Here is a 24,072-nt window from a genome sequence, read left to right as displayed (position 1 = left end):
CGAACCCGCCGGCCGCACCGTACCCTAGTCTTGTTTCTACTAGACGAGTTGTGAAAAAGCTGGGTGGTTGAGCGGGTTGACTGACCACGGACCAGAGCCGGCGCCGAGCTATCGGCGCCTGCCGCTGACCGACGGGCCCGGCGCATCGCCACGCCGTCGTCGGCACGCCCTCGCCGCGAGCCTGATCGCCGGGTACCTGGTGGCCGCCGCCGGCGCAGTGGCCGCGCACGGTGTGCTCGCCATGCCGGAATGGCTGGCGTTACACCTGCTGGTGCTCGGCGCGGCCAGCAACGCCGTGCTGGTGTACAGCCGGCACTTCGCCCAAGCCCTGCTGCACGCCCGGCCGGGACCCGAGTGGCCGGCCAACGCCCGCCTCGCGGTGTTCAACCTCGGCGCGATCGCCGTGCTGACCGGCATGTCGGCCCGGCTGCCGTGGCTGGCCATCGCCGGGGCCGTGCTGGTGGTCGGGGCGGTCCTCGCGCACACGGCCAGTCTGATCGCCATGGCGCGGGCCGCACGGCTGTCCGGGCGGCTGCGGGTCGTGGCGTGGTATTACGTCGCCGCGGGAACGTGCCTGGCCGTCGGTGGCACCCTGGGCGGCCTGCTGGTCGGCGGCGCCGCACGCTCGGCCCGGTGGGAGCAAGCGCTGCGCCTGGCGCACGCGCACCTCAATCTGCTGGGCTGGCTCGGCCTGGTGGTGATCGGCACCCTGTTCATGCTCTGGCCCGCGGTGTTGCGCACCCGGATGGCCGACACGGCCCCGCGCACCGCCCGGCGGGTCCTGGTGATCACCGTGCTCGGCCTGACCATCACGGTCACCGGTGCACTGCTGACCGCACTCGTCGGCCAGGTGCACTGGTTGGCCGCCGCCGGTATGGCCGGCTACACCGCCGGCGTGGCCTACGCCCTGGTACCCGCGATCCGGGAGATGCGGGCCAAACCACCACGCTCGGCCGCCCCGGTGGCGCTGCTGGCCGGCAACGGCTGGCTGCTCGCCGCATTGGCCGTCGACATCGTCGGCCTCACCCTGGGCAGCACCACAGCCGACAACCTGCTCGGCCGCCTCCTGGTGCCCATGCTCGGCATCGGGGTAGTCGCCCAGATCCTCACCGGAGCGCTGACCTTCCTCATCCCGGTCACCGTGGGCGGCGGGCCGGTCGGCAACCGGAGGCTGACCGAGGTGCTGGAGTACGCGTGGCTACCCCGTGCCGTGCTGGGCAACCTCGGCACACTCCTGCTCGCCCTCCCCATCACGAGCGGTCCGCGAGTGCTGGCCTGGATGCTGGTTCTGGTCGGTTTCGGGTCGTTCCCGGCCCTCGTGATCGCGGCCCTGACGGCGTCGCGCCGTCTGGCCCCCAACATGACCGGCGAGTTGGGCGCCGGATCGGCGCGGTGGCGACTCGCTGGCCACGAGATCCTGGCCATCGGGTCCGTGGCGGCCGTGCTCGCCGTACTCGCCCTGGTCGGCACCGGCACCTGGCCCGGCCAGATCGACAACGCCACCCAGCCCACGGCAACGACCGCGACCTCCGGCGTGCCGGTGGCGGTCAGCCTGACCGAGTTCACGATCACCCCGGCGACCATCACCGTCACCCCGGGCACCGACTTGGTGCTGACCGTGCGCAACACCGGCCACATGAGTCACGACCTGAAACTGAACGGTCAACATAGCACCGCAATGCTGGCCCCCGGCCAGCAACAAACTGTCGACTTCGGCACTATCGCCCACGACGAGCAGGCATGGTGCACCGTTCCCGGCCACCGGCAAGCCGGCATGACCCTGACCATCCGCACCACGACGACACCCCTCACCGCGCCCACGGCCGGACACAACGATCCCGACATGGCCGGCATGGACATGAACGCCGTCCCACCGCCGACGTGGCGGCCCTACGACCCGACTCTGCAGTCGGCCCCCGGCGGCACCGAACACGACGTCACCCTGCGCGTCGAACAAACCACGATCGAGGTCGCCCCTGGCGTGCGGCAACAGGTCTGGACCTACAACGGCACCGTGCCCGGACCGATCCTGCACGGCCGGGTCGGCGACCTGTTCACTGTGCACGTGATCAACGACGGTGATATGCCGCCCTACCTTTCAGGGATGTCCGCGGTCCGCGAGGATCGGCGGATGCAGGTGGAGCGGGTATGGCTTTCATGCCTGCTGCCGGTGATGGTTCAGAGTGCTGTGCCGCCCGCTCCACCACCTGGTTCTGACCGCTGATTAGGCACTGCGAACCATCGCTATGTAGGGCGTTGACGGCGGAATCGGGACGCACCACACCGTGTGATCGACCGGAGGTTCGATGGCAGTAAAAGCAGGCATCGATGTCGCCAAGGAGTTCCACTGGGTCGCGATCGTCGCCGCCGAGACCGGGAAAGTCCTGCTCTCCCGGCGCGTCGACAACGACCCGGACAGCATCGACGCCCTGATCGCCCAGCTGCGCCAGGCCGAAGCCGAGCACGGCGAGCTCACCGCCGCGATCGACCTGATGGGCGGAGTGGCCAGCTTGCTGACCGCCATGCTGCTGGAGGCAGGTGTCCGCCTGGTCCACGTCCCGGGCCTGGTGGTCAACCGAGCCCGCCGCGCCAGCAAGGGCGGCGAAGCCAAATCCGATCCCCGCGACGCGGCCACCATCGCCGACCAGCTGCGCCTGCGCGACGACTGGCGCATCGTCACCGCCGAGGACGACATCACCCTCGACCTGCGGATGCTGGTCTCCCGACGCCGTGAACTCGTCATCGATCAGACCCGCCGCCTCAACCGGCTGCGCGAAACCCTGGCCGGGTTCTTCCCCGGCCTGGAACGCGTCGTGGACGTGACCAACCTCAGCGACCTGCGGCTTCTGGTCCGCTTCGTCACACCGGAAGAGGTCCGCGAAGCCGGACGCGACGGCCTGATCGATCACATGCTGGCCGCGGGCGTCCGCCGCAGCTATGCCGAACCCTTGGCAGGCAAGGCGATTGCGGCCGCTCAGGCCCAGCATGTGATCGTTCCCGGGCAGAAGCGCATGGCCGAGTTCGCCCGCGAGTTCGCCACCGACGCGATCGCGGCCCGGCACCGCATCGGCGAACTGGAGAACCAGATCGCCGACGGGCTCGACCGCCACCCTGACGCGGCCCTCGTCCGAAGCCTGCCGGGGATGGGGGCCACCCTGACCGCGGAATTCCTCGCGGAGGCAGGAAACCTGGACCGCTTCACCAGCGCCGATCAGCTCGCTTCGGCCGCCGGCCTCGCGCCGGTCCTGCAGCAGTCCGGGAAGATGAACTACCTGCGGCGAGCCACCGCCGGCAGCAAACACCTGAAGTTCATCTTCTACCAGTCCGCGTTCTGCGCGATCCGCACCGACCCACTCAGCAAAGCTTTCTACCAGCGCAAACGCGCCGAAGGGAAGCGCCATCACCAGGCACTGATCGCGCTGGCCCGACGACGCATCAACGTCCTCTACGCGCTCCTGCGCACCCGCCAGCCTTACCAGGCCGACTACCGACACACCACGGCTACCGCTGCTTGACATAAACATTAGGCAGCACTCCATCGACTTCCACGCCAGCCAGGTCGACCCCGACACCGCCATGCGACCGATCCCGCCCGGCGGCGAACTGACCTATCAGTTCCAGGCCGAGCACGCGGGAATCTGGCTCTACCACTGCGAAACCGCGCCGATGATCCAACACGTCGCGATGGGCATGTACGGCGCCGTGATCATCGACCCACCCACCCTCGACCCCGTCGCGGCCTCCGAGGTGTTCGTGCAATCCGAGTTCTACCTTGGCCCGAACGGCGGCGTCCCGACAATGTCGCAACTGCTCGCCGCCAACCCCAACCTCGTGGTGTTCAACGGGTACGCCAACCAATACCGCGACGCGCCGATCCATGTCCGCGTCGGGCAACGCATCCGGCTGTGGGTACTGGACGCCGGCCCGAACGAACCCAGCGCGTTCCACGTGGTCGGCGCCCAGTTCGACACCGTCTTCAAGGAGGGCGCCTATCAGCTCGTGCCGGGCAATGCCGCCGACGGTGCCGCGCAGGAACTGGACTTGCAGCCCGGTGAAGGCGGTTTCGTCGAACTCACCCTCACCCAGCCCGGCACATACACCCTCACCACCCACCGACTCGCCGACGCCGAACGAGGTGCCATGGGCAGCCTCATCGCCGACCCGTGACTCGACAAGCCGCGTCCTCACGCCACCGCGACACGCCCGAGAAACCTCAATGTCCAACAACGGATGACATCACAGACAGTGACACCACTCAGTTCACCAATGCCAGCACGCCTCGTTAGTTCAGGAAAGATGTGAAACTGGGCGGTCTACTCGGCCTCGCGCTCGGCTGGTTGAGCTGGTCTGCACTCGTCACGGCGACCGTCCTCGGCTGGTTCGCAGCCGCCCTGGTGTGGCTCCTGGTTCGGGCGACCCGACGAAGACCGCAGGGCTCATTGGTGCCTATGGGACCGTTTCTCGTGGTCGGGGCGTTGATCACGATCGTGGTCGCTCCGGGGTGACGTTCGCTGAAGCTTCGCCTGCGGCGTGCATCACCATTCCAGAGGTTCGCGTTCGTAGAAGAATCCCCCGGTGGGGCCGCCGTCGGGCAACGTGGCGAGCCAGACGGGAGTGTCGGCACCCTGCTCGACCGTGCGAGGAGCGTTCGGGCCGCCGAGGTCGGTGCGGACCCAGCCGGGGGACGCGGAGTTCACCAGGATCCCGGTGCCGGCGAGTTCCGCCGCGAGGACCCGTGTGACGGCGTTGAGGGCCGCCTTGGAGACGCGGTAGGCGGGCTCGGTGGGCCGCGTCATGTGATGCAGAGAGCCGAGCGTGCTGGACAGGTTGACGATCCTGCCGTAACCGGCGGTACGCATCGCGGGAACGACAGCTTCGGCGCATTGCCAGGCGCCGAGCACGTTCACCTGCCAGACACGGGCGGCCAGGTCGACGTCGATGTGCGACGGCTGTTGGTCTCCGTCGCTGATCCCAGCGTTGTTCACGAGGATGTCGATCCGGCCGTGCCGGTCGAGGGTGTGCTGGACCGCTGCGGCGATGGTGTCAGATTCGGTCACATCGAGGCGTACGCCGGAGGCGGCCCATCCTCGGCCGACGAGATCGGTCGCGGTCCGGTTCGCCTGTTCGACGTCGCGGGCGGTGGCGACGACATGGATATCGCGTTCGGCGAGCTGTCCGGCGATGGCGTAGCCGATACCCCGGTTCGCGCCCGTCACGAGCGCGACCCTGCGAGAGCTGTGCATTCGTTAGGCGGCCAGGTCGGCGAGGTGGAGATCGAGCTTCTGGACCCGAGCCTCCCGGTCGTGGTGCGACATCGCACGCCGCGCTTCGCGGATGGTGTGGATGGAACGCACCGAGCCGGTGTGGGCGGCGAGGTCGGCCGCGGTGTGGAGGTCGTCGCAGGCGAGGTCGAGGTCATTGGCGTGCAGGTGCGCTTCGGCGCTGCGGACGTGGTAGATCGTGCGGTCTCGGACGTACTGGGGGTTCATGCTGCTCAGCGCGTTGTCGATCAGCGGGCGAGCCTTGGCGGGCTGGCGCAGGTCGACCCAGCAGGCAGCGGCCTGCGCAGCGAGCTCCGACTCGTCGAAGAAGTAGATCCAGTCAGGTTCCGGGTTCTGGGACGTGGTCGCGTCGAGTCGTCGTTCGGCATCGTTGAGGGCGTGACCGCAGGACGCCGCGTCGCCCGCTTTCGCGTACGCCCGCGCCTTCCGGCTGGCCAGCAGCGCCCGAAGACGGGGAGTGGCGGTGTGCTTGGTCCGGTCCTCGGCGGCGTCGATCAGGGCGATGGCTTCCTGGTGGTGGCCGGTCAGCGTTGCCTGGAAGCTCATGCACGCCAAGACGTGCGCGCCGGTCAGGGAGTCGTTCGCGCTGGCCGAGGACCGTAGGGCCGCGACGTAGTAGGACTGGGCGGCGGCATGGTGGGCCGCGTCGAAGTGCAGCCATCCGCACAGGCGGGCTGCCTCGGTGACGAGACTGAACAGCCGCTGCCCGGCGGAGGTGCTGTAGTCCGCTTGATCGGCGAGACGAGTCAGCCAGTTGAATTCCGCGACCGCGAGCTGGTGGAGCTCGCGTCCGCCAAACTCGTCATCGAGCTGGCGAAGGTCGGCGAGCCGGTGGTCGAGCCGGTCCAGGACCGTGGCGGACAGGCGCGGGTCGCGCTGCTCGGGCAGCGCGACCGTGGTCGGTGGAAGGACACCGGTCAGGGCTGAACCCCATCGGTCTGCAACGCCAGCGAGCGCGGCACCCGTGATGATCAAGAACCCCCGGCGATCCATCGTGCCTCCCGCGACCTCGTGAAGAACCTGCATCGTCCCGGTGATCGACCAAGGTGGCTCCAGGACGCTGGCCTGCCCGGCGTGGTGCCAGTCCGGCCAGTTGAACGCAGCGGCCACGTCGCGCGCAACCTCAAGCTCGGACGTCCGGCCAGCGGGAGGACTGGCGAGTTGATCAGGACCGAGGAGAGCGGCGAGGGCGTCGCGGGACAAGTCGAGGGCTTTGGCGAGGTCTGGCTGGTTCCACGGCTGCGGCGTGCCCGTGCCGCGCTCCCAGCGTCCTACCGTGGATCGTTCGAGCCCGAGGCGCTCGGCGAGCGTGTCCTGGGTGAAACCCATCGCCGCGCGGCGTCGTGCCAGGCCGTCTCGTCGTGCTGCCATGCTCGTCCCCGTCCGGCTAGACCGCCCCTGATATTCCCGTCGCCGTTTGGCCAGGTCAAGACTAGGGCCACAAGACACCAAAAGCCCGGCAGGCCGGCGGATCAGCGGAGTGACCGGAAAACACGCGTACGAGCTGCCTTTTTGTTCGTTGAGAAGCATCACCGACTGTGGCGTGGCGTGGGTACCATTCCCTCACGCGTCCGATCGCGGCGAGTAAATATGCCTCCTCGGGGCTGCGGCGTCCAAGACACCGCCGAGAAGCCTGGTTACACACGGTGTCAACCCGCTTCACCCGATTGACGTAGACGCCGCTCGGTCAACGTTTGGGCAGGTCATCGGGGATGACGCTCCATCCGCGCCCCATCGCCGCCCCACCGCCGCTCTGGTCCGCTCCCCGTGGCGATCGTTTAGTTGATCGGTGTTCGCAGCCGCAACCACCAGCAGTTTTGGAACCGGCAACGGGCACCTCCCGGCTGGCGCACCGAATGGTCACCGGGTGCCGATCGCAGGCCGCTCTTGACGGCCTGCGGCGGACGACAAACGACGCAACAAACCAAATAGGGACTCGCTGACTATTGGAGTAGATGATGCTCTCCCAGCGATTCGCGACGCCCTGCGCGCCGCGATGCCCACAGACTCAGCTCGCTGTGCCGTGTTTGTTCGTGCAGCCGGTGTGTCGACGGGAATGGAGTAGGGACACCGCGCGAGGCGGTGCCGCACGATGAACACCGGACCCTGGTCCATCGCGTGCCGTGATGTCGCCGGCCGCGAGAGGACCCTGCGTGTTGTCGTGCGTGGCTCGGAGGTCGTGGTCATGGCTCCCCCTGGGGAAGTCGCGGTCCTCGACCGCGCCGCCACCGCCCAGTTCCGCTCCGCCGTCATGCAAGCCACCGAGGTGGCGACCACACCCGCGCCAGGTGCACCTGGCCCTTTCACGGCAACCGGCATGGCGGGCACGGCGGAGCAGAACAACGGCGGTCTTCCCCCAACCGCCGAGGGGCGCCCTGCTCTGCTGTCATGTCGCGGCGGGACCACGACCCCGATACCTGGTCTCGCCGCGATCCCCGCCATCAGGGGTGAGGCCGGATGATTGCCGTGGTCATCACGGCGAGCGCCGCGCTGGCGTTTGTCTGTTGCCTGCTGCGGCTGGCGTGGCGGCGTCGGCAGACCGAATCCGCTTACGCCGGTTCGCATCGCCGCGCGCCGCGCCAGCCCCCGAACCGTGTCCTGCGGCACGCGATCGCCACGGCCGGAACACATGGCCTCGGCATGATCAGAAAAACCGACGGCTCATGAGGCGGTCATGTCCGACCGTGCCCGCCGCGACCTTGCTTCGTCGACTGGGATGGCACCACCGCAAAGTCGACTGCCGCGACGGCGACGGCCAGCGGTCCGCGCTGCACCTGCGGCGGCGCACTCCCGCGGACGTCGAGATCGAGCTGCCCGGCGGACGGCTTGCGCGGCTGACCAACGCCGAGGCCGGGCAGCTCCGGGCGGCACTCCGCGACGTTCTGCTCGCCGAGCACCCGCCGCACCGAGCGGGGGCCGTCTAGCCAGATGTTGAAGCCAGGCCGGATTTCTCGCCGTGCCTTCGGACGAGCGCGCGCTCGCGACACCGACTGCGGTCGGGCGGAAGCGGTTCGACGACGCCTTCCGCCCGGCCGCCACCAGCACCCACCCCTCTCGAGGAGGACCGACTCATGACCGCCGTCATCGACGACCACCCCGCCCTGGCTGAGCAGAAGCCTGACCAACGAGCGCGGGACTACAGGGACGTGTTCGCGTGGCCAACCACCATCGACAGCGTCACCGGTGATGTCCGCCTTCAGCTTGGCACGACCGTCGACGCGCTTATCATGCGCGCCGGGTTTGCCGGGGAGGTCAACAACTTCCTTGCGCGGCACATGTTGCGCGCGCCCATCATCGTGGTTCCCGGCGATCCCAACGACTGGATCTTCCTCACCCAGCCACGCACGCCCCTGCGCCAGTCGTCCTGGGACGACCTGGTGCGCATCCAGGTCGGCTGGAAACAACGCGGTGACTCCATCTTGCTTCCCGCTTTGGACAACGTGGACGAAGGCGTGCGGTGGCTTGAACAACCGCAACCACACATGACCCTTCCGCCGTGGACCGCAGTGGTCGGCGCGGCCCGCTCGACGTCCTCGCTGTGCGGGACGTGGTGAACATGCCGATCGGCACCCCCGCTCACCGACATCCGCGCCACGCCATTGTGATCGCCTCCGGCGGGTTGGACTCCACCGTGCTGGCGTACTGGCTAGCCGCGCGCGGGGCCGAGCTGACGCTGTTGTCCTTCGACTACGGCCAACGGCACCGAGTCGAACTTGAGTACGCGGCCGAGATCGCGCGACTGCTCAACTGTCCACACGAGACCGTTGAGCTTTCGATGCTCGGTCGGCTGCTGGTCGGCTCGGCCCTGACCGACACCGACGTGGCGGTGCCTGACGGCTACTACACCGACGAGTCGATGCGTGCCACCGTCGTCCCGAACCGCAACGCGATCATGCTCGACATCGCCGTCTCCGTGGCTGTTGCCCGCAAGGCCGATGTGGTCGCGTTCGGTGCGCATGCCGGTGATCACGCCGTTTACCCGGACTGTCGACCGGAGTTCGTCGAGCGGTTCACCCGGTCGGTCCGCACCGCCAACGAGGGGCTGCTGGTCGACGATTTCGAGATCCTCGCCCCGTTTCTCACCCAGAGCAAGACCGACATCGTCCGCATTGGCACGGCACTGGACGTTCCGTTCGAGCGGACGTGGTCGTGCTACCGGGGCGAGGCGACGCACTGTGGGACATGCGGAACCTGCACTGAACGCAAGGAAGCGTTCCAACAGAACGGCATCACCGACCCCACCAGCTACCGCTGCGCGTGACGAGGTGATGATGATGACGGAGGCGGAACTCGGCTCGCCAACTGGGCCTGGGCGGGGCCGTCGTTCCTCGCGCCACGGCTCGCGCGTGTTGGGTTGCGAACCGGTACAGCGTGGCGAGGGGATCGTTCCTGCCGCCCAAGCACCCAGCACGGTAGCGCACCAGGCGGCAACGCCGCCAGCGCCCTCCGCCTCCGGACCGCAGTCACACTCGTTGATGCCGCTGCTGTCCGAGCCGTACCTGCGCCGCGCGTTGCGCCAATGCGGCCGGCGAGCTTCGGCACCCGGTGCTGACGACATGACCTGGGGCCACCTTCGCCGCGAGGCCCGCGTGATGCTGCCGCAACTGGCCATCGAACTCGCAAGCGGTACGTGGCAGCCCGGACCGATCCGCGACGTACGGCTCCCCACCTACACCGGCAAAGAGACGCACACCTTCATCCCCACCGTGCGGGATCGACTGGTGCACCGCGCGCTGCGCAACGCCCTCGAACCGGTGCTGGAAGCGAGCGCCTTCCGCGATTGGGTGTCCGGATTCCGTCCGCGCCGCAACCGCATCACCTCCCTGCGTCAGGCCGCTGGGTATAGCCGCGCGGGCTTCCGGTGGGTCGCCGATCTCGACGTCGCCTCGGTGTCGGAAGGCGCGACGATCGACGAAGTCATCGACTGGCATGCCGAGCACATCCACGACGGCACCTTCCTGGCCCGCCTCCGTACCGCGCTCGCCGCGATGCCGAGCCCCATCGCGCCGGGCTCCGGCCTGGCGCCCATGCTGATCAATCTCCGATTGTCCCAAGTGGATAAACGAGTCTCTGGGCTTCGGGTCGTCCGCTTCGCCGACAACTATGTCGCTTTCGCCCGAACCCGCGAGGACGCGCAGGAGGCGTTCTACACCATCAGCGACGCACTCCTGCAGCTTCGGCTGCGGCCCAACGAGGCCAAGAGCCGTATCCGCGACGACGCCAACGTCGAAGACCTTTTCCTGATCGGCGGCTGAGGCATGAACCTGGAATGGATCGAGGTCACCGGCGGAGTCTGCGCCTTCGGGGACGACGCCCGCCCTATCCAGGTCGCCACTTTGTTGTGGACGCGCACCCCGATCGCCTACGGACACCTGCCGAGCGAGCACCCTGGCCTCGGGCCGCGGTTCCCCGTCGCCGAGATCAGCCACGCCGAGGCGACCGAGATCGCCAGCCGATTGGGCGGGCGGTTGCCACGCTCGGCGGAGTGGGAGTGGATGGCCGCCGGAGCTGACCGCCGACGCTGGCCGTGGGGCAACGCACCGTGGCAGGCGGCGTTCGCGAACCTGCGCGACTCCGGGCACGGCACGGTCACCCCGGTCGACACCCACCCTGACGGTGCCACACCCGAGGGCCTGCTCGATGTCGCGGGCAACGTGTGGGAGTGGACCGCCAGCACCGCGATGAGCGACGGAGTCATCATCCGTGGCGGTTCCTATGCCGCGCCACCGCTGTATGCGCAGTGCACGTTCCTCAACGCCGCGCCCGCTGAACTGCGCTCGCGCGGCATCGGCCTGCGGGTGGTGCGCGAACCATGACCCTTCGGCCGCCCAGCACGCGCATCCTCGCGCCCGACCAGGGTTTGATCATCCTCAACTGTTCGCGGGAGAAGCTCGTCACCAGCGCCCCGGTTGCGGCGCTTGATCTCTACCAGGGCGCGTGCGTTCCGCAGGCGCGTGATCACTTCGCCGCAGATCCTTCTCGCCGAGCCCGTATCCGTATCCTCTCGGCCGCGCACGGCCTGCTGCGTCCCGAGAAGGCGATCAGCACCTACGACCACCGGCTCACGAACCGGGTCGACGCCGTGCGTCTGCACGAGCGGACGGTCTCCGGGCAACTGGACGCCGAATTGGCGGAGACACCGTCGTTGCGGCACCTGTTGATCGTGGTCGAGCCGTTGTACCTGCTCGCCTTGCAGCGCGTGTTCGACCACCTCGACCGGTTCGATCAGATTGCGGTCATCCCGGACCCGTGGGGATGGTGGGACGGGTTGACCTACCTCCACCAGTGGGGGTGGGCGTGACCACGCTGCACGAGGAACTGTTGCGCCGCAACAATTTCCACACCAGCAGCACTCGCAGCCGGGAAGCCATATCCGGGATCGGGTGGCACGAGCCCACGCCGTCGGAGCTTTCACTGGCCGCCGTGCGCACCCTGTCGGTCGTCGTCCCGGCCTACAACGTCAGCTACTGCCTGCCGGCTGTGCTCGACGCCTTGGAAGGCCAGCACCATCGGCTCGGGTTCGAGGTCATCGTCGTCGACGACGCCAGCACGGACACCACGGCTGCCATCGCTGCCCGACACCCGGTCGTCACCACCGTCCTGCGGCTCCCAGAACGCGCGGGCGGGGCCACCGCACGCAACCTCGGCACCGCGCTCGCCCGCGGGCAAACGGTCCTCTACCTCGACGCCGACATGGTCCTGCCCCCACACGTGATCACCGACATCACCGCCCGCGCCACCGACACCACGGTGCTCGTCGGCTTCCGCCACAACCTGCCCTACGACCTGCACCAGGGCGGACGCGGCGTCTTGGCCGAGCATCCCCAACTCGGCGCAGACCATCGGGTCGTATGGCGGCCACCGGTCGGCCGCCCGTTGCTCTACACCGGCGTCACGCTGACCGAGCGCCTGGACGGCCGTCCGCTGGACCACACCCACGACTTCGTCGACCTCGGCTACGGCCAGCGCTATGTCGACTGGGACCTGCCCCGCATGGTCGTCACCTGCCTCGTCGCCGTTCCACGCGCCGCCGTCCTCAACGTCGGAGGGTTCGATCCCGAGTTCGGACGGATCGGCTGGGGCATGGAAGACACGTACCTCGGCGCGTGTCTGATCGCGAGCGGGCTGCTGGTGATCCCGCTGCGGCAAGTCGTCGGGTTCCACCTCGATCCACCGGACGCGGAACAGCAATGGCAACGCAAGCTCGCCACCTGGCCCGGCACCCTCGCCCGCTACTGGGACCTGATGCGACGGCCCGCCCCGACCGGCCGCACCTACTCGTTCATCGCCGAGGTAAGCGAGCTGCTGCGCACCTGCGAGGTGCTGCGACCCCACTAGCGCCAGCGACGGACCCCTGCATCGAAAGCCGCAACGACGACAACGACGAGAAGGAAGACACTGCCCGATGATCGACCCGATCTCCCTCGCGGTCGGCGCTGGCCTGTTCGCCACAGGGCTGCTGGCCGGCAAGCTGACTCGCCGCCGCGCACCCGCAGACACCACGCCGAAACCGTTGTGCGGCTGCTCGCATGGGCTGGAACAGCACGACCCTGACACCAACGAGTGCCACGGCCAGATCCTGCACAAGGATGCGCGCACCGAGGACGGTACCTGGATCGGAAACCAGTGGGTGCCTTGTACCTGCCGCCAGTACGTCGGCCCGAAGCCGTTCGAGGAGCTGTACGCCCCGCCGATGCTGCCACCGCAGGACACGCTGTGATCGGGCGACGTACCGCCATGACGCGGACCTTCACGGCGCGGACACACGGTACCGGGTTCGTCGTCCATGACCCGCTGACCGGGCTAACCCACCGCACTGGTGCCGAACTCGCCTCCGGCCGGATCCGGCTGTCCGACGACGCCCTCTTCTCCTGGCCCGAGATCCACCCGGCGGCCTTGCACGCCGACGTACCGATCAGCGTGTGCTGGTCGCCCTTGGTGCGCTGTAACCTCGCCTGCCCCCACTGCCTGGACGACAAGTCCGTGCCCGAACTGGCTCGACCCGACCGGCACCGCATCGCGCGGCTGGTCGCCGAGTCCGCGATCCTGGGCGTGGACATCTCCGGTGGCGAACCACTGCTGCTGCGCGAACTGCCCGAGCTGATCGACGTACTCGTCGCGGGCGGCTGCGCGGTCAGCGTCACCACCAACGGAACGCACCTGGTCCGCCGTGCCGAAGCCCTAGCGTCCCGCGTGGACGCCGTGCGGGTCAGTCTCGACGGCCCGGACGCCGAACGCCACGACCGCTGGCGCGGCGCGGGCAGTTTCGAGCGCGCCGTCGCCGGAATCCGCGCAGCGGTCGCCCACGGCATCCCAACCCAGATCCAGACCGTGCTTCTGCGCTCCACCGCGCGGGCCAGCGTCCGGCCGCTGGTCGAGTTGGCCGCCGCGCTCGGTGTGCACGGGGTGACCTTCCTGCAGATGCTCCCCATCGGAGAAGGTGCCGCACTGGCCAGCACCGAGCAGTTGACCGACGACGAGGCCACCGACCTCCTTGCCGAGCTGAGCGCCACGTCGGCCGTACCCGTACGCCTGCGCACTCGCGAAGCAGCCGGGGGTTTCACCGTGATCCGAGCCGACGGCCAGGTATGGCGCAATCAGCCGGACGCGCAGGCCATCAGCTCCCTGCGCCCGCTGCTTGGGGTCAACGACCTCGCACTGACTGCGAGGGACGGCTCGGCATGAACGACTCCTCGAACCGCTCCGGCGTAGCCCGGCTGAAAGTACGCATCGCATTGCAGGAGGAAGGGCGATGAACACGCCGACGAGCGAACAACTCGAGCAGTTCGCGCGGGTGCTGGGAGACCTGCTGCGGACCGCCCGGAAAGAACGCGGCTGGACCCGCAAGCAGATGCGCGCCGAAATGGGCGCTGACGACGAGGACGAGCTGTCCCTGCAAACTCTCGCCACCTACGAACTCGGCACACGCCGCATATCCGTCGAGCGGCTGGTCGAACTGTGCGCCGTGCTGAAGCAGCGGCCCGACGAGCTGTTGCTCCGCGCGACCACCCTCGCGTTCGGCAGCGATCACGACGGTCGCGTCAAGGTCGACCTGTCGGCCCTCGCTCATACGACCGACCCCCGACTGCAGCCCCTCCAGCGATGGGCGACGGTCCGAGCCCGCCAATGCCCGGTCGGACGTACCCCCGTCGAAGAACTGGACGCCCACGCACTGACGGCACTTGCCGGGATCGCCGGATCTCCCATGTACGACCTCGTGCAAGCCCTGCGTGAGCTCCAAGGCGCATAGGACCTGCGATCGCCTCACTGACGCGACATCCCTTGCCCCTCAAAGAATGGACCACGAATGACCACTGCACGCCGCGTCTTCGAGCACCACCAGATCTGGCGCTTGACTCCCGACTCGCTCCGCGAGGCCACGACCCTGTTGGTTGGCGCGATCCTGCGCGATCACCAGTCGGTCGAGCACGTCATCGGCATCGCCAACGGCGGCGTCGCGCCCGCCCGCATGATCGCCTCCACGCTCGGGGTGAAAGCCCGCATGGTCCATGCCCGCCACAACACCGGCGACGCGACCTATCAGCAGGCCACGGGCAAGGTGACGCTCGACCTTGATCCGCTGACACGCGCCTTGAACGGGCAACGAATGAAGGGCCGGGTGCTGCTAGTGGACGACATCTGCGGCAGCGGCGCCACCCTCCGCCGCCTCCGACACGACCTCACGCCCTTGCTCAGCCCGAGCGCGGAGCTCCTGACCGCAGTCCTGTGCCTCAACACCGGGGCGGCAACGCTGCCCGACTACTCGATCTGGACCGTCTCGGACTGGGTCGTCTTTCCCTGGGAAAAGCCGCCCGCCGACCAGAACACCACCCCTCTGCCACGCCCGGAGGAGGCGCTCTGCCATGCCTAGCCCGCCTCCGCTGACCATCGCGTTCGTCCTGGCCTCCTACACTCCGAACGCGCCGGCCGGGATCGAACGAGCCACCGCCGCCTTCGCCCACGGACTGCGCCAGCTCGGCCACCGCAGCCTCATCCTGACCGCCGCCCCGATCACCACCCCTGACGACGACGTGGTGAGGGTGTGTTCGGTGGGCGTCGACTTCCCCTGCGACGACGATGAACTCCGCGACGCGATCAGCACCCACGGCCAGGACGCCCTGCTCGCCGCCGAACTGTGCGAGCTGTACCGCAAGCACCGGGTCGACGTCGCCGTCTACACCGACGGCTTGTGGGGCCTCGGCAGAGCCGCGCCGGTCAGCCGGGCGCGTTCGGTACTGGCCATGCACGTCGTCGGCCACGACCACGATCTCCAGCCCGCCCTGGACCGCGCCGACCTGGTGATCGCGCCGTCCCCGACGGTGCTCGACCAGGCACACGATCGCGGCTACGACACTGACCGTTGGCAGATCGTGCCCAACGCCCTGCTCCACGACCACGCACCGCCACCCGACTCACGACGGGAAGCCCTGCGTCGGCACGGCCCGATCCGGATCCTGGCCCGGCTCGGGCCGGAGAAGAACATCCGGGCCTTGCTGGACGCCGGGCGCCTGGTCGACCGGACGATCGAGGTGATCGTCGGCGAGGCCGGATTCGAGATCGCCGCCGGCGGCCAGGCGGCCGAACTCGAAAAGGCCCGCTACTCCGCGGCCCACCTCAAGCTCGGCACCATCCACGGCGACGGCCTGACCTGGGACCAGGTGCCGTCCTGGCTCGCGCAGGCCGCGGTGGTGATCGTGCCCTCGCTGCGCGAGACCTTCGGGCTGGTCGCGCTCGAGGCGATGAGCGTCGGCACCCCGGTGGTCGCCTTCGACGTAGGCAACCTTCCCGACCTGGTCGGCACCGGCGACGGGGCCGGTGGGGTGATCGTCCCCCGATCGTGGGGCGAGCACGGCCTGTGGCGCGCCGCCGAGCAACTGCTCGAAGATCCGATACGCTACGCCGAACTATCCAGGGCTGCGTACTACCGCTCGCGGGACTATCTGCCCACCACAGTCGCCGAGACATTCGTAAAGGCGGTGCGGTGATGCCTGCTGGCGTCCCTTTGCTCCTGGTTGACGGTCACAACCTCCTCTGGCGCGCGGCGTTCGGATTCCCCGCAGCGATCCTCTCCCGCGACAAGACTCGCGACCTCACCGCGGAGTTCGGGTTCTTCGCCCTCCTGCGCGTCGCCATCCGCGAAGAACTGTCCGAGCCACCCGAGGTGCTCGTGGTCTTCGACGGCGAGCACGGTGCCGCCGAGCGCAAGGACAGCGACGCCGACTACAAGGCCAACCGCGTCCTCGACGAAGCCGCGCTCAAACCCTTGCGCGCGATCCCGCACGTCCAGCGAGCGCTGACCGACTACGGCATCGCCTGGATCGAGATCGACACCGCCGAAGCCGACGACGTGATCGCCACCCTCGTCAAGGTCACCCGCAATCAGGACCCCGAGCGTCATGTGCGGATCATGTCCGGCGACCGCGACTTCTACCAACTCGTCGACGACCGGGTCCACGCACTCAACACCGTGATGAAACGCGGCCGACGACACATCGGCCCGGCCGAGGTCGCCGACCGTTACGGCGTTACACCGGACCAGTGGCCCGACTTCTGCGCGCTGAAGGGCGACTCCGCCGACAACATCCCCGGCGTGAAGGGAATCGGTGAAGGCACGGCCGCCAAGCTCCTGGCCGGCGGGCTGCACCTCGACCAGCTTCTCGCCTCCGGACGACTGACCGGGGCGAAGAAGACCAAGGTCACCGACGTCTGGGAGCAGGTGCTCGCCTGGCGCGACCTCATCCGGATGCGCACCGACCTCGACCTCCCACACCACCCGACCGGCCACCCCACGCGCGAGCTGCCCAAGCCGGCCGACGTCATCGAGAAACTCGGACTCTGGTGACCGCCCCGCCGTTCACCGCTCCGGCGTCCGTGCTGACCGTGATGGCACACCCCGACGACGCCGAACTCTGGGCGGGCGGAACACTCGCCCGTTGTTCCGCCTCCGGGGCCGCCGTCACCGTCGCGATTCCGCATCACCCCGAACCAGTGCGGGATGCCGAAGCAGCGGCCGGAGCGGCGATCCTGGGGGCCAAGCTGTACCAGTACGACCAACCCACGGCGACGGCCCTGCGCGAACTGCTGCTCGCCGTCCGGCCCGAGATCGTCATCACCCACCCCCTTCGCGACGTTCACCCCGACCACCGGAATCTCGCGGAAACGCTCGTCGCAGCCCTGCCCGACGTCGTCATCGCCACCGGCCACCCACGCCGCGTCTACACCGCCGACACCTACAACAGCCTCACCGCCGACGGCCCCGTACCCGCACACACCACCATCGACATCACCGACACCTACGAGATCAAAAAGCGCGCGCTCGCGGCCCACACCTCGCAGCCGATCACCGACCATTTCGGTCCCATGGCCGAGACCCTCGCCCGGCTATGGGGCTCCCGAATCGGAGTGCGTTACGCGGAGAACTTCGTACCGGTGCCCATCCTCGGACGCCTCCCAGCGGCGTCGACATTGTGACCAGGCTCCGATCGAGGGACGCCGCGCAGGCCCTGTGACCTGCGCATATGTGAGATTTCGCTACGATGCGACGGTGACTGACGAGGTGGTCTGCTGATGGTCGACTCGGTGAGTCCGCTGGCCGCGTACCGCCTGGCCGCTGGCTTCACGCAGGAGAGCCTCGCCGAGCAGCTGAGTATCGACCGCGGCACCATCGGCCGATGGGAACGGGGTACCCAAGCACCCCAGCCATGGCAACGACCGGACCTCGCGACAAGCCTGCGGATCTCCCTCGCTGAACTCGACGACATCCTGCACCGGACGAAACACCAGACCGACTCCAGATCAACCACCCCGACGTCGAACAAGACCGCTTCAGCTGACGTACGGCGCAGCCAGCAGGAGTGGCTCCACGTGCGGAACGCGCCAGGGGTGCGAGGTCGCGAGCTGACCGAGCTGGCCGCCTGGCTCTATCCGGAATCACAACGGGCACCCGGCGGCCACGTACTCGCCGGACCCGGCTGGCTGCTCGAGCAGCCAGTTCCCTTGGAATCGGTGCGGCTGGCGTGGTCAGACCAGCAGCGGCCGACTCGCCCATTGCGATCCTTGGAGCACGTCCTGCCGCTGACTGAGCGGGGCGAGCTGTACGCGGGCTACAGCCGAGCGGTGCGGGACCTCGTCCGACCACGGCTGCTGGAGAACCGGCTGAGCTACCGGCTACTTGGCCTGCAGTCCGATCACGGACTGGCGATGAGCTTCGGGACCACCACCTTCTTCGAGGTGTTCGACGTCAAGCAAGCCCTCGCGCACGAGTTCAAGGCTGCGTGGCTGGCCTCGAACCGCTCAGTGCCCGGCTGGAACGCTCTTCCCCTGCGCGCGGCGATCGGTGATCCTTTCGACCCTCAGCAGCTGCTGATGTCGCCGGGGATCAGCACGCTGACCATCCGGCGTGACAGGTCGGACGGTCAGCACCGGTTCGTGCTGCACGAGCGCGACGGCGGAAAGGTCGCGGACGGCGGCGGCCTGTGCCACGTGATGCCAGCCGGTGAATTCCAGCCGTCCTCGGTCGATCTGGCCGACGTGCGCAACGACTTCTCGTTGTGGCGCAACATCATGCGCGAGTTCTCCGAGGAGTTCCTCGGAAACCCCGAGCACGACGGCTCTACCTCCCGACCGATCGACTACGCACACGAGGAGCCCTTCCGATCATTCGATCGAGCACGCGCCGAGGGTGGGCTTCGACTCTGGCACTACGGCCTGGCGATGGAGCCCTTGGAGCTCGGGGCCGTCCAGATGACCGTGGCGGTGGTCGACGACGTGGTATTCGACCGACTGTTCGCCGACCTCGTGGACACCAACGACGAGGGACGGGTGATCGGCCGCGGCGGGCGAACCGACATGCCGTTCACAGCGGAGGCCATCGACCGGCTTGGCCCCCGGTTGTCAGCCAGTGCACTCACCTTGCTCCGCTTGGGCTGGCGTGATCGAGAACAGCTACTGGGTGATTGAGGCACCGTTGATCTACATTGGACGGTCGGCGCAGTGTGCGCGACGACAACGGAAAGCCTAACCGTCGCAGCACAAGCGCCTCGCTACCTGTCCACAACAGAACCGGTTGTGTCGCGCAGAGCTGCGATAATTTGCGACCAGTCGAATGTCGCCAGACCATCCTCAGCGCGCCTGGTTATGGCGTCTGGATCGAGTAACACCACGCCGGCATTTGCAAGCCGGGCGATGCTGTCGGCGTAAGCAGGATGCTGACGAAGTACCGGTTTGACACACGGGGCCGCGATGATCGGGACTCCGGCACCGAGCATCTCGTTGAGCACGCCCAGCGCGAGCGTGTCGCTGGTGCCCGATGCCCACTTGTTGATCGAGTTGAACGTCACCGGGGCCACCAGGACCGCTTCGGCTCGCGGGAGCGATTCCTCCTGCTGCCGGGGCGGTCGCGGGTGCACCCGTGTAAGGCACCCAGTGGTTGCGGCCAAGGCGTCTAGGTCGATCCACGTCGCAGCAGTCGGTGTCGCGATCACGCACACCGCCCAGCCGTCGGCGTACAGGGCTGGAATGAAGTCCTCGAGCCGCAACACCGGCGGGGCAGCTGAGGTCACCAGGTAAATCCACCGCGGATCGACGTTCACGCGGCCACTCCGGTGCGCAAGGCGAGACCGCGCAAGGCCGGCACGTCACGGCGGCGCTCGCGGGCGAGCAAGTCCTCGATCAATGAGCGAGCGTTCGGGTTGGCCCGGACCAACTCGGGTGCAACCCGCTCAGTTTCCAGCAGATGGATCACCGCCTGCGGGTCTTCGACTAGCTGCGCGTGCGCCCACGCGCTGTCCAGGTGGAACTGAGCCTGGCGTCCATTCAGGCCGACCGGCAACGCGGTGATGTCCAACTGCTCTGCCGTCGCGAGTGTACCTCGGGGATCATTCAAGGCGACTGCCACTGACGTGCGATGGATCAGCACGTTCGTTGGGCCGAACGCGGTCCACCCGATGTTGTCGTCGGCTCCGAGCCACCGTGCCAGTTCGTCGGCGTGATCGAGCCGCTCGCGCGCTGCGGCAAAGTCGTTGCGACGTGCGGCAATGACCGAGCTGATCAGGGTCAACGCGCCTCGCCAGGTTGCACTCTGCGGATCCTGGCCTCGAAGACCGGCGGCGGCGGAGACCGCTATCTGCTCGGCGTTCTCGCTATCGCCCGCGCGCAGCAGAGCGCACGCCCGCTGATATGCCGCCGCGGCGAGACCAAAGGTGTCCTCGGCCGACTCAGCCGCCTCCCGAGCCCGCTCAGCCGCGGCCCAACCCGCCTCACCGTCGCCAGCCTTGGTCGCCAGCTTGGCCGCCACGATTGCCACACTGCACTGCAGGCCGAGCGCTTCTCGTCGTTGTCGCGCTGGCCCGCCGGCTACCAGGGCGTCAACTGCCGCATTGACTTCAGGCAATCGCCGGGCAACGTCGCCATAGCGGGCGGCCTGATACTTCCGATGGAGATCTGTAACCCCCGCTGACGCGCTCACGAGGGTTGCCTGCTGGCGCAGGGGCTCCTCGCTGTGGGTGCCCAGCATGTGTTCGGAGGCGATCAAGCCGGCGAGAAGGGCCGCGTCCACCATGACCTCGCGCCGCGTCGCCGAGGAGCGGCCCGCCGCCATTGTCTGCGGCGGATTGAGCAGGATGTCCAGTTCATCCAGGGACACCTTGAGCAACTTGGCTAGATCCGGACGCCTCCAGGGCTGGGGCGTCAGCGTTCCGCGTTCCCACCGCCCGGTTGTCGAGAGCTCCACCCCAAGCGCCTGGGCGAGGGTTTCCTGAGTGAACCCGAGAGCCTCGCGCCGTGCTGCGAGGGCATCTCGTCGTATCGCCATGATCACTCCTGATTCGCTAGCTCGCCCACGCTACCCGGCGTTGATCGGACCTGATCAGCGGCCATGTCAACAGCCAACGGCGGACGTTCAGGTCCAGACGTACGACCCAGGCCGCCCGTGCAATCGTCAGGGCGGGGTGGCCGCTGAAGGGATCAGCGCGCCTCTACAGCGTCCCCTGCCGCGAGCCTGCGCACATACGCGCGGATTCGGTCGCGATCCTCGGGGAACACGCTCTCCCACGATTCGTTCAGGTCGACCCACTTCGGCGGCTGTCCCTTCTCCCCGCCGAGTGGCGTGTCGCGGCTGATGACGGCTCCGTAGGACAGGCTCAGCGTCGGCGTCCAGTCGGCGCGGAAAGAGCGGACAGCGACGGCCGCCGGCACTGACAGCAGCTTGCCCAGCAGGCCGGTCTCCTCCAAGAGTTCACGGGCTGCTGCATCGCGAGGAGTCTCGCCTGGCTCGACGGTTCCGCCAGGCGGTACCCAGCCTCGCACCCGGTGCCGCACGAGCAGCACGTAGCGGTGCTCCGGGTCGGTGACCCAGACCTCGGCCGCGAGCGGCTCCAACGCGGTCGAACGTGCGCGCAGCCACGCCTGAGCGCCGTCGTATTCGGTCTCGGCAAGGCGGGCATCGACGGCCGCAGCGTCGATGGTCGCCTGGTCAGGCATCGTGTTCGATGCGCTCGAAGATGTCGATGTCCGTCGCCTTCTGCCAGTCCGGCAAGTCGTTCCAGTCCGCGACGTACGACGGCTTCGGCTCGGGGAAGTGCTTGAAGATCTGGCCGATCCAGCACAACGCCACAAAGCGGCCTTTCTGGTCTGGGGTCAGTTTGGTGGTGGCGCCGTCGGTGGCCTTGATGAAGGCGAGGACCTGGTCGTACACGGCGGTCGCGGCGTCGCGTTCCCAGTCCGGGGTCTGGTCCCACGGGGTGATGTAGCCAGGCTTCGGCTCACCGGGGTAGTGCTTGGTGACTCCGGCTATCCACGCCTCGCGGAACACGCGGCCACGGTCGTTGTGCATTCGTTCGTCCTCCATCACGCGGCGCGGTTGCCGACGAGTTCGGTGATCTCGGCATCGAGTCGCTGGATTTGTTGGTCGTTGAGCAAGGAAGCGAGGTGCGGTTGAAGGCCCCGCAGCTTCTGTTCGATGACCCCCGAGCGGGTCTGGCGGGCGGTAGTCAGGACGGTGTCGGCGTAGGTGACGACCTGGTCCGGGTCGCGGCGGTGCACGCCGATCATCGCCAGGTCGGTCAGGACGCCTGCTTTCCGGCGGGCGGTCAAGGTGCCCTGCAGCGCGTCGACCAGAGCCGCTTCAGCTAGGTCGTGGCGGCCCAGCGTGACATAGCAGGTACCGCGTTCTTCGGCCAAGCGGGAGCCATCGAACCGGAGCCATCCGCCGTTGTGCACCTGGCCCCGTAGGTGCTGGACCTCAGCAGCGGTGTCGAGGGCGTGTTGGCAGGAGTCAAAGTCGCCGAGGCCGGCGAAGGTCTCGGCCTGCACCACGGCGACCCAGTGTCGGGTCGACAGGCTGGGGTCGCCTCGACGTGCGAGGGTGGCGGCCACGTCGAGCATCGGCGCGGCATCCGCGAATCGGCGCTCGTACACGGCGACGAAAGCATGCCTGGTCAACGCGCAGGCCCACAGGTCGGAAGCGACGGCCTCCTTGCTCGCTGTTGCCGCAAGCGTGTAGCAGTGAGCGGCGTCGGTGTATCGGTTGCCGTCGAAGAAGATTTCCCCCGCCAACTGGAAGAGGTCGGCGGTCAGTTCGCAGAGCCGTTGTCGGATGGTCGGTGTCTGCGGTCGTCGCAAGGAGTCGCTGAGTACACCGAGCTGGGCTCGGACCAGCGGCAGCACCTGGGCCTTGGTCGGTGACAGTGCGTACACGCGCCACAGGTGGGAGTTGAGCTGGGCGAACTCTGCTGCTCCCGCCGTGTCCACCGTGCCCGCGTGAGCTGTGGCGGCGAGCCGGTCGACGTCGCCGAGTACTGTCTCGCCAGCAGGAAGCGCGAGCAACGCGCCGGTCATGCTGAACAAGCGCAGCAGGTCGCGACGGTTCATGTCGTCGGCCTCCGCAGGGTCGGCTGGTTCAGTGGCAACGGTAGAAGCTTGCCGGTTTGGCGTGAGCAACGCATCCAACTGGTCGAGGCTCACATCGAGGGTCTTAGCCAAACACGGTCGACGGTACGGCTGCGGGGTCAGGGTGCCGCGTTCCCAGCGTCCGACCGTGGAGAACTCCACGCCCACCGCCGCGCCGAAGCTCTCCTGGGTGAAACCCATCTGCTCACGCCGCGCGGCGAAGGCATCTCGTCGGTCACCCATGAACACCACCTCACCCCGTCGGTCACCTGCCACGATAGCCAGCTACGGGTCAAGGCTGATCACCCGCTCGGCGAGCTGTACCCGTTCGGACTACCGCCTCTGAAAAGACGTTTATGCAGGTCAGAGGTGGTGACGCCTCATTGCCGCCTCATCGACGCCGCGTCGGCGCTCTGGCTGTCGTTGATCACCAGGGGTTGACTGATATCGCTGCGGTCCGGGCGAGCTTCCGCTTCGGCGCAGCCCGAGTATCCGGAAGCGTCTTTCACCGGGACGTGCCGCCGAGGGGTGTGTGGTGGTGAGACTGCCCTCCACTTCGATGGAATTCCGCTCGCGGGTGTGCTGGCGGGAGCGCTCGGTACCTCGGTCGAGTTCCGGGCTGGTCCGCCTGGCGGGCGAGTCACGGCCGACTCGCCGGGACTCGGAGCGTAAACCCACGAAGGAGGATCTGTGACGGTTCAGATGGAGTGGTCGCCGACCACGGTGGCCACGCCCGCCGCGGGGGTCGAGATGGGCTCGGAGTTCGACCTCGACATCACGCTGGTCGAGGTGGTGGACCCGGCGCATCTGATCAACATGACGGATGACGGCTGCGGGACGACATGCGAGAAGTCGACCTGCATCAGCGCCGCCTGATTGTCACGAGCGACCGGACGCCCGCCTG

Annotated in this window: 27 protein-coding genes and 1 pseudogene; 21 read left to right on the top strand and 7 right to left on the bottom strand. The window is 68.1% G+C overall.

Going from position 1 to position 24,072, the window contains the following annotated elements:
- Positions 1-67 precede the first annotated feature (67 nt).
- From ATK30_RS04200 to ATK30_RS04190, 3 genes are all read left to right on the top strand, one after another.
- Positions 68-2,224: a multicopper oxidase domain-containing protein gene (locus tag ATK30_RS04200; RefSeq protein ID WP_143271351.1), complete on the top strand. Its 2,157-nt coding sequence runs from the start codon at positions 68-70 to the stop codon at positions 2,222-2,224.
- An 82-nt stretch (positions 2,225-2,306) separates the two neighbouring features.
- The gene (locus ATK30_RS04195; protein WP_091517282.1) at positions 2,307-3,515 is read left to right on the top strand and encodes an IS110 family RNA-guided transposase; all 1,209 of its coding nucleotides are present in this window, start codon (positions 2,307-2,309) and stop codon (positions 3,513-3,515) included.
- A gap of 61 nt (positions 3,516-3,576) precedes the next feature.
- Positions 3,577-4,167 (top strand): multicopper oxidase domain-containing protein, encoded by a 591-nt coding sequence (locus ATK30_RS04190; RefSeq protein WP_101434367.1) that lies wholly within the window; start codon positions 3,577-3,579, stop codon positions 4,165-4,167.
- 368 nt (positions 4,168-4,535) lie between these two features.
- Here the strand turns inward: ATK30_RS04190 and ATK30_RS04180 are convergent, their stop codons facing one another.
- Together ATK30_RS04180 and ATK30_RS04175 are read right to left on the bottom strand one after the other, a co-directional pair.
- Entirely contained in the window at positions 4,536-5,216 is a 681-nt protein-coding gene (locus ATK30_RS04180) for an SDR family oxidoreductase (RefSeq protein ID WP_244194497.1), read from the bottom strand.
- Positions 5,217-5,246: 30 nt separating this feature from the next.
- Positions 5,247-6,653 carry a helix-turn-helix domain-containing protein gene (locus ATK30_RS04175; RefSeq protein WP_158242448.1) on the bottom strand — a complete coding sequence of 469 codons (1,407 nt, stop codon included), beginning with the start codon at positions 6,651-6,653 and terminating at the stop codon, positions 5,247-5,249.
- Between the two features lie 1,086 nt (positions 6,654-7,739).
- On the opposite strand from ATK30_RS04175, the gene ATK30_RS04165 reads away from it, so the two are divergent.
- The 17 genes and pseudogenes from ATK30_RS04165 (at position 7,740) to ATK30_RS45960 (ending at position 19,241) form a co-directional block, all read left to right on the top strand.
- Positions 7,740-7,949, top strand: a complete 210-nt coding sequence (locus ATK30_RS04165) for a hypothetical protein (RefSeq protein WP_009151781.1) — start codon at positions 7,740-7,742, stop codon at positions 7,947-7,949.
- Positions 7,950-7,966: 17 nt separating this feature from the next.
- A complete protein-coding gene (locus ATK30_RS04160; RefSeq protein ID WP_101434365.1) occupies positions 7,967-8,206 on the top strand; it encodes a hypothetical protein in 240 nt (79 codons plus the stop codon).
- Positions 8,207-8,353: 147 nt separating this feature from the next.
- Positions 8,354-8,836: a hypothetical protein gene (locus ATK30_RS04155; RefSeq protein ID WP_009151783.1), complete on the top strand. Its 483-nt coding sequence runs from the start codon at positions 8,354-8,356 to the stop codon at positions 8,834-8,836.
- Positions 8,837-8,838: 2 nt separating this feature from the next.
- The gene (queC, locus tag ATK30_RS04150; protein ID WP_009151784.1) at positions 8,839-9,543 is read left to right on the top strand and encodes a 7-cyano-7-deazaguanine synthase QueC; all 705 of its coding nucleotides are present in this window, start codon (positions 8,839-8,841) and stop codon (positions 9,541-9,543) included.
- Positions 9,544-9,757: 214 nt separating this feature from the next.
- Positions 9,758-10,537, top strand: a complete 780-nt coding sequence (locus tag ATK30_RS04145; RefSeq protein ID WP_101434364.1) for a reverse transcriptase domain-containing protein — start codon at positions 9,758-9,760, stop codon at positions 10,535-10,537.
- A gap of 3 nt (positions 10,538-10,540) precedes the next feature.
- Complete coding sequence (locus tag ATK30_RS04140; RefSeq protein ID WP_009151786.1) at positions 10,541-11,098, top strand: formylglycine-generating enzyme family protein; 558 nt, start codon at positions 10,541-10,543, stop codon at positions 11,096-11,098.
- The gene (locus tag ATK30_RS04135; RefSeq protein ID WP_009151787.1) at positions 11,095-11,583 is read left to right on the top strand and encodes a DUF6884 domain-containing protein; all 489 of its coding nucleotides are present in this window, start codon (positions 11,095-11,097) and stop codon (positions 11,581-11,583) included. The genes ATK30_RS04140 and ATK30_RS04135 overlap by 4 nt, the downstream gene beginning before the upstream one ends.
- Complete coding sequence (locus ATK30_RS04130) at positions 11,580-12,620, top strand: glycosyltransferase (RefSeq protein ID WP_244194496.1); 1,041 nt, start codon at positions 11,580-11,582, stop codon at positions 12,618-12,620. The genes ATK30_RS04135 and ATK30_RS04130 overlap by 4 nt, the downstream gene beginning before the upstream one ends.
- Before the next feature lie 67 nt (positions 12,621-12,687).
- Positions 12,688-13,002, top strand: coding sequence for a hypothetical protein (locus ATK30_RS04125; RefSeq protein WP_009151789.1), 315 nt, complete (start codon positions 12,688-12,690; stop codon positions 13,000-13,002).
- Positions 13,003-13,019: 17 nt separating this feature from the next.
- Positions 13,020-13,967, top strand: coding sequence for a radical SAM protein (locus ATK30_RS04120; protein WP_040925472.1), 948 nt, complete (start codon positions 13,020-13,022; stop codon positions 13,965-13,967).
- A 67-nt stretch (positions 13,968-14,034) separates the two neighbouring features.
- On the top strand, positions 14,035-14,532 hold the full coding sequence (locus ATK30_RS04115; protein WP_009151791.1) for a helix-turn-helix domain-containing protein: 498 nt from the start codon (positions 14,035-14,037) through the stop codon (positions 14,530-14,532).
- 57 nt (positions 14,533-14,589) lie between these two features.
- The gene (locus ATK30_RS04110) at positions 14,590-15,153 is read left to right on the top strand and encodes a phosphoribosyltransferase (protein ID WP_101434362.1); all 564 of its coding nucleotides are present in this window, start codon (positions 14,590-14,592) and stop codon (positions 15,151-15,153) included.
- The gene (locus ATK30_RS04105; protein ID WP_009151793.1) at positions 15,146-16,267 is read left to right on the top strand and encodes a glycosyltransferase family 4 protein; all 1,122 of its coding nucleotides are present in this window, start codon (positions 15,146-15,148) and stop codon (positions 16,265-16,267) included. Before ATK30_RS04110 ends, ATK30_RS04105 begins: the two co-directional genes overlap by 8 nt.
- Positions 16,267-17,124, top strand: coding sequence for a 5'-3' exonuclease (locus ATK30_RS04100; RefSeq protein ID WP_009151794.1), 858 nt, complete (start codon positions 16,267-16,269; stop codon positions 17,122-17,124). Before ATK30_RS04105 ends, ATK30_RS04100 begins: the two co-directional genes overlap by 1 nt.
- Entirely contained in the window at positions 17,121-17,753 is a 633-nt protein-coding gene (locus tag ATK30_RS04095; RefSeq protein WP_009151795.1) for a PIG-L deacetylase family protein, read from the top strand. Before ATK30_RS04100 ends, ATK30_RS04095 begins: the two co-directional genes overlap by 4 nt.
- Positions 17,754-17,849: 96 nt before the next feature.
- Positions 17,850-18,026 (top strand): annotated as a pseudogene (locus ATK30_RS45965) (helix-turn-helix transcriptional regulator); the annotation flags it as partial.
- Between the two features lie 312 nt (positions 18,027-18,338).
- Entirely contained in the window at positions 18,339-19,241 is a 903-nt protein-coding gene (locus ATK30_RS45960) for a hypothetical protein (RefSeq protein ID WP_244194512.1), read from the top strand.
- Positions 19,242-19,324: 83 nt separating this feature from the next.
- Here the strand turns inward: ATK30_RS45960 and ATK30_RS04085 are convergent, their stop codons facing one another.
- From ATK30_RS04085 to ATK30_RS04065, 5 genes are all read right to left on the bottom strand, one after another.
- Positions 19,325-19,873: a flavoprotein gene (locus ATK30_RS04085; RefSeq protein ID WP_009151797.1), complete on the bottom strand. Its 549-nt coding sequence runs from the start codon at positions 19,871-19,873 to the stop codon at positions 19,325-19,327.
- Complete coding sequence (locus ATK30_RS04080; protein ID WP_101434457.1) at positions 19,870-21,093, bottom strand: helix-turn-helix domain-containing protein; 1,224 nt, start codon at positions 21,091-21,093, stop codon at positions 19,870-19,872. Before ATK30_RS04080 ends, ATK30_RS04085 begins: the two co-directional genes overlap by 4 nt.
- Before the next feature lie 152 nt (positions 21,094-21,245).
- Entirely contained in the window at positions 21,246-21,761 is a 516-nt protein-coding gene (locus ATK30_RS04075) for an NUDIX hydrolase (protein WP_101434361.1), read from the bottom strand.
- Positions 21,754-22,113: a hypothetical protein gene (locus tag ATK30_RS04070; RefSeq protein ID WP_075849235.1), complete on the bottom strand. Its 360-nt coding sequence runs from the start codon at positions 22,111-22,113 to the stop codon at positions 21,754-21,756. Before ATK30_RS04070 ends, ATK30_RS04075 begins: the two co-directional genes overlap by 8 nt.
- Before the next feature lie 14 nt (positions 22,114-22,127).
- Positions 22,128-23,411 carry a helix-turn-helix domain-containing protein gene (locus tag ATK30_RS04065; protein WP_009151813.1) on the bottom strand — a complete coding sequence of 428 codons (1,284 nt, stop codon included), beginning with the start codon at positions 23,409-23,411 and terminating at the stop codon, positions 22,128-22,130.
- 447 nt (positions 23,412-23,858) lie between these two features.
- On the opposite strand from ATK30_RS04065, the gene ATK30_RS04060 reads away from it, so the two are divergent.
- Complete coding sequence (locus ATK30_RS04060) at positions 23,859-24,044, top strand: FxLD family lanthipeptide (protein ID WP_101434360.1); 186 nt, start codon at positions 23,859-23,861, stop codon at positions 24,042-24,044.
- Positions 24,045-24,072 lie beyond the last annotated feature (28 nt).

The sequence above is a fragment of the Amycolatopsis echigonensis genome (assembly GCF_002846615.1).
Classification (GTDB): Bacteria; Actinomycetota; Actinomycetes; order Mycobacteriales; family Pseudonocardiaceae; genus Amycolatopsis; species Amycolatopsis echigonensis.
This window is presented reverse-complemented; position numbering and strand designations above follow the sequence as displayed.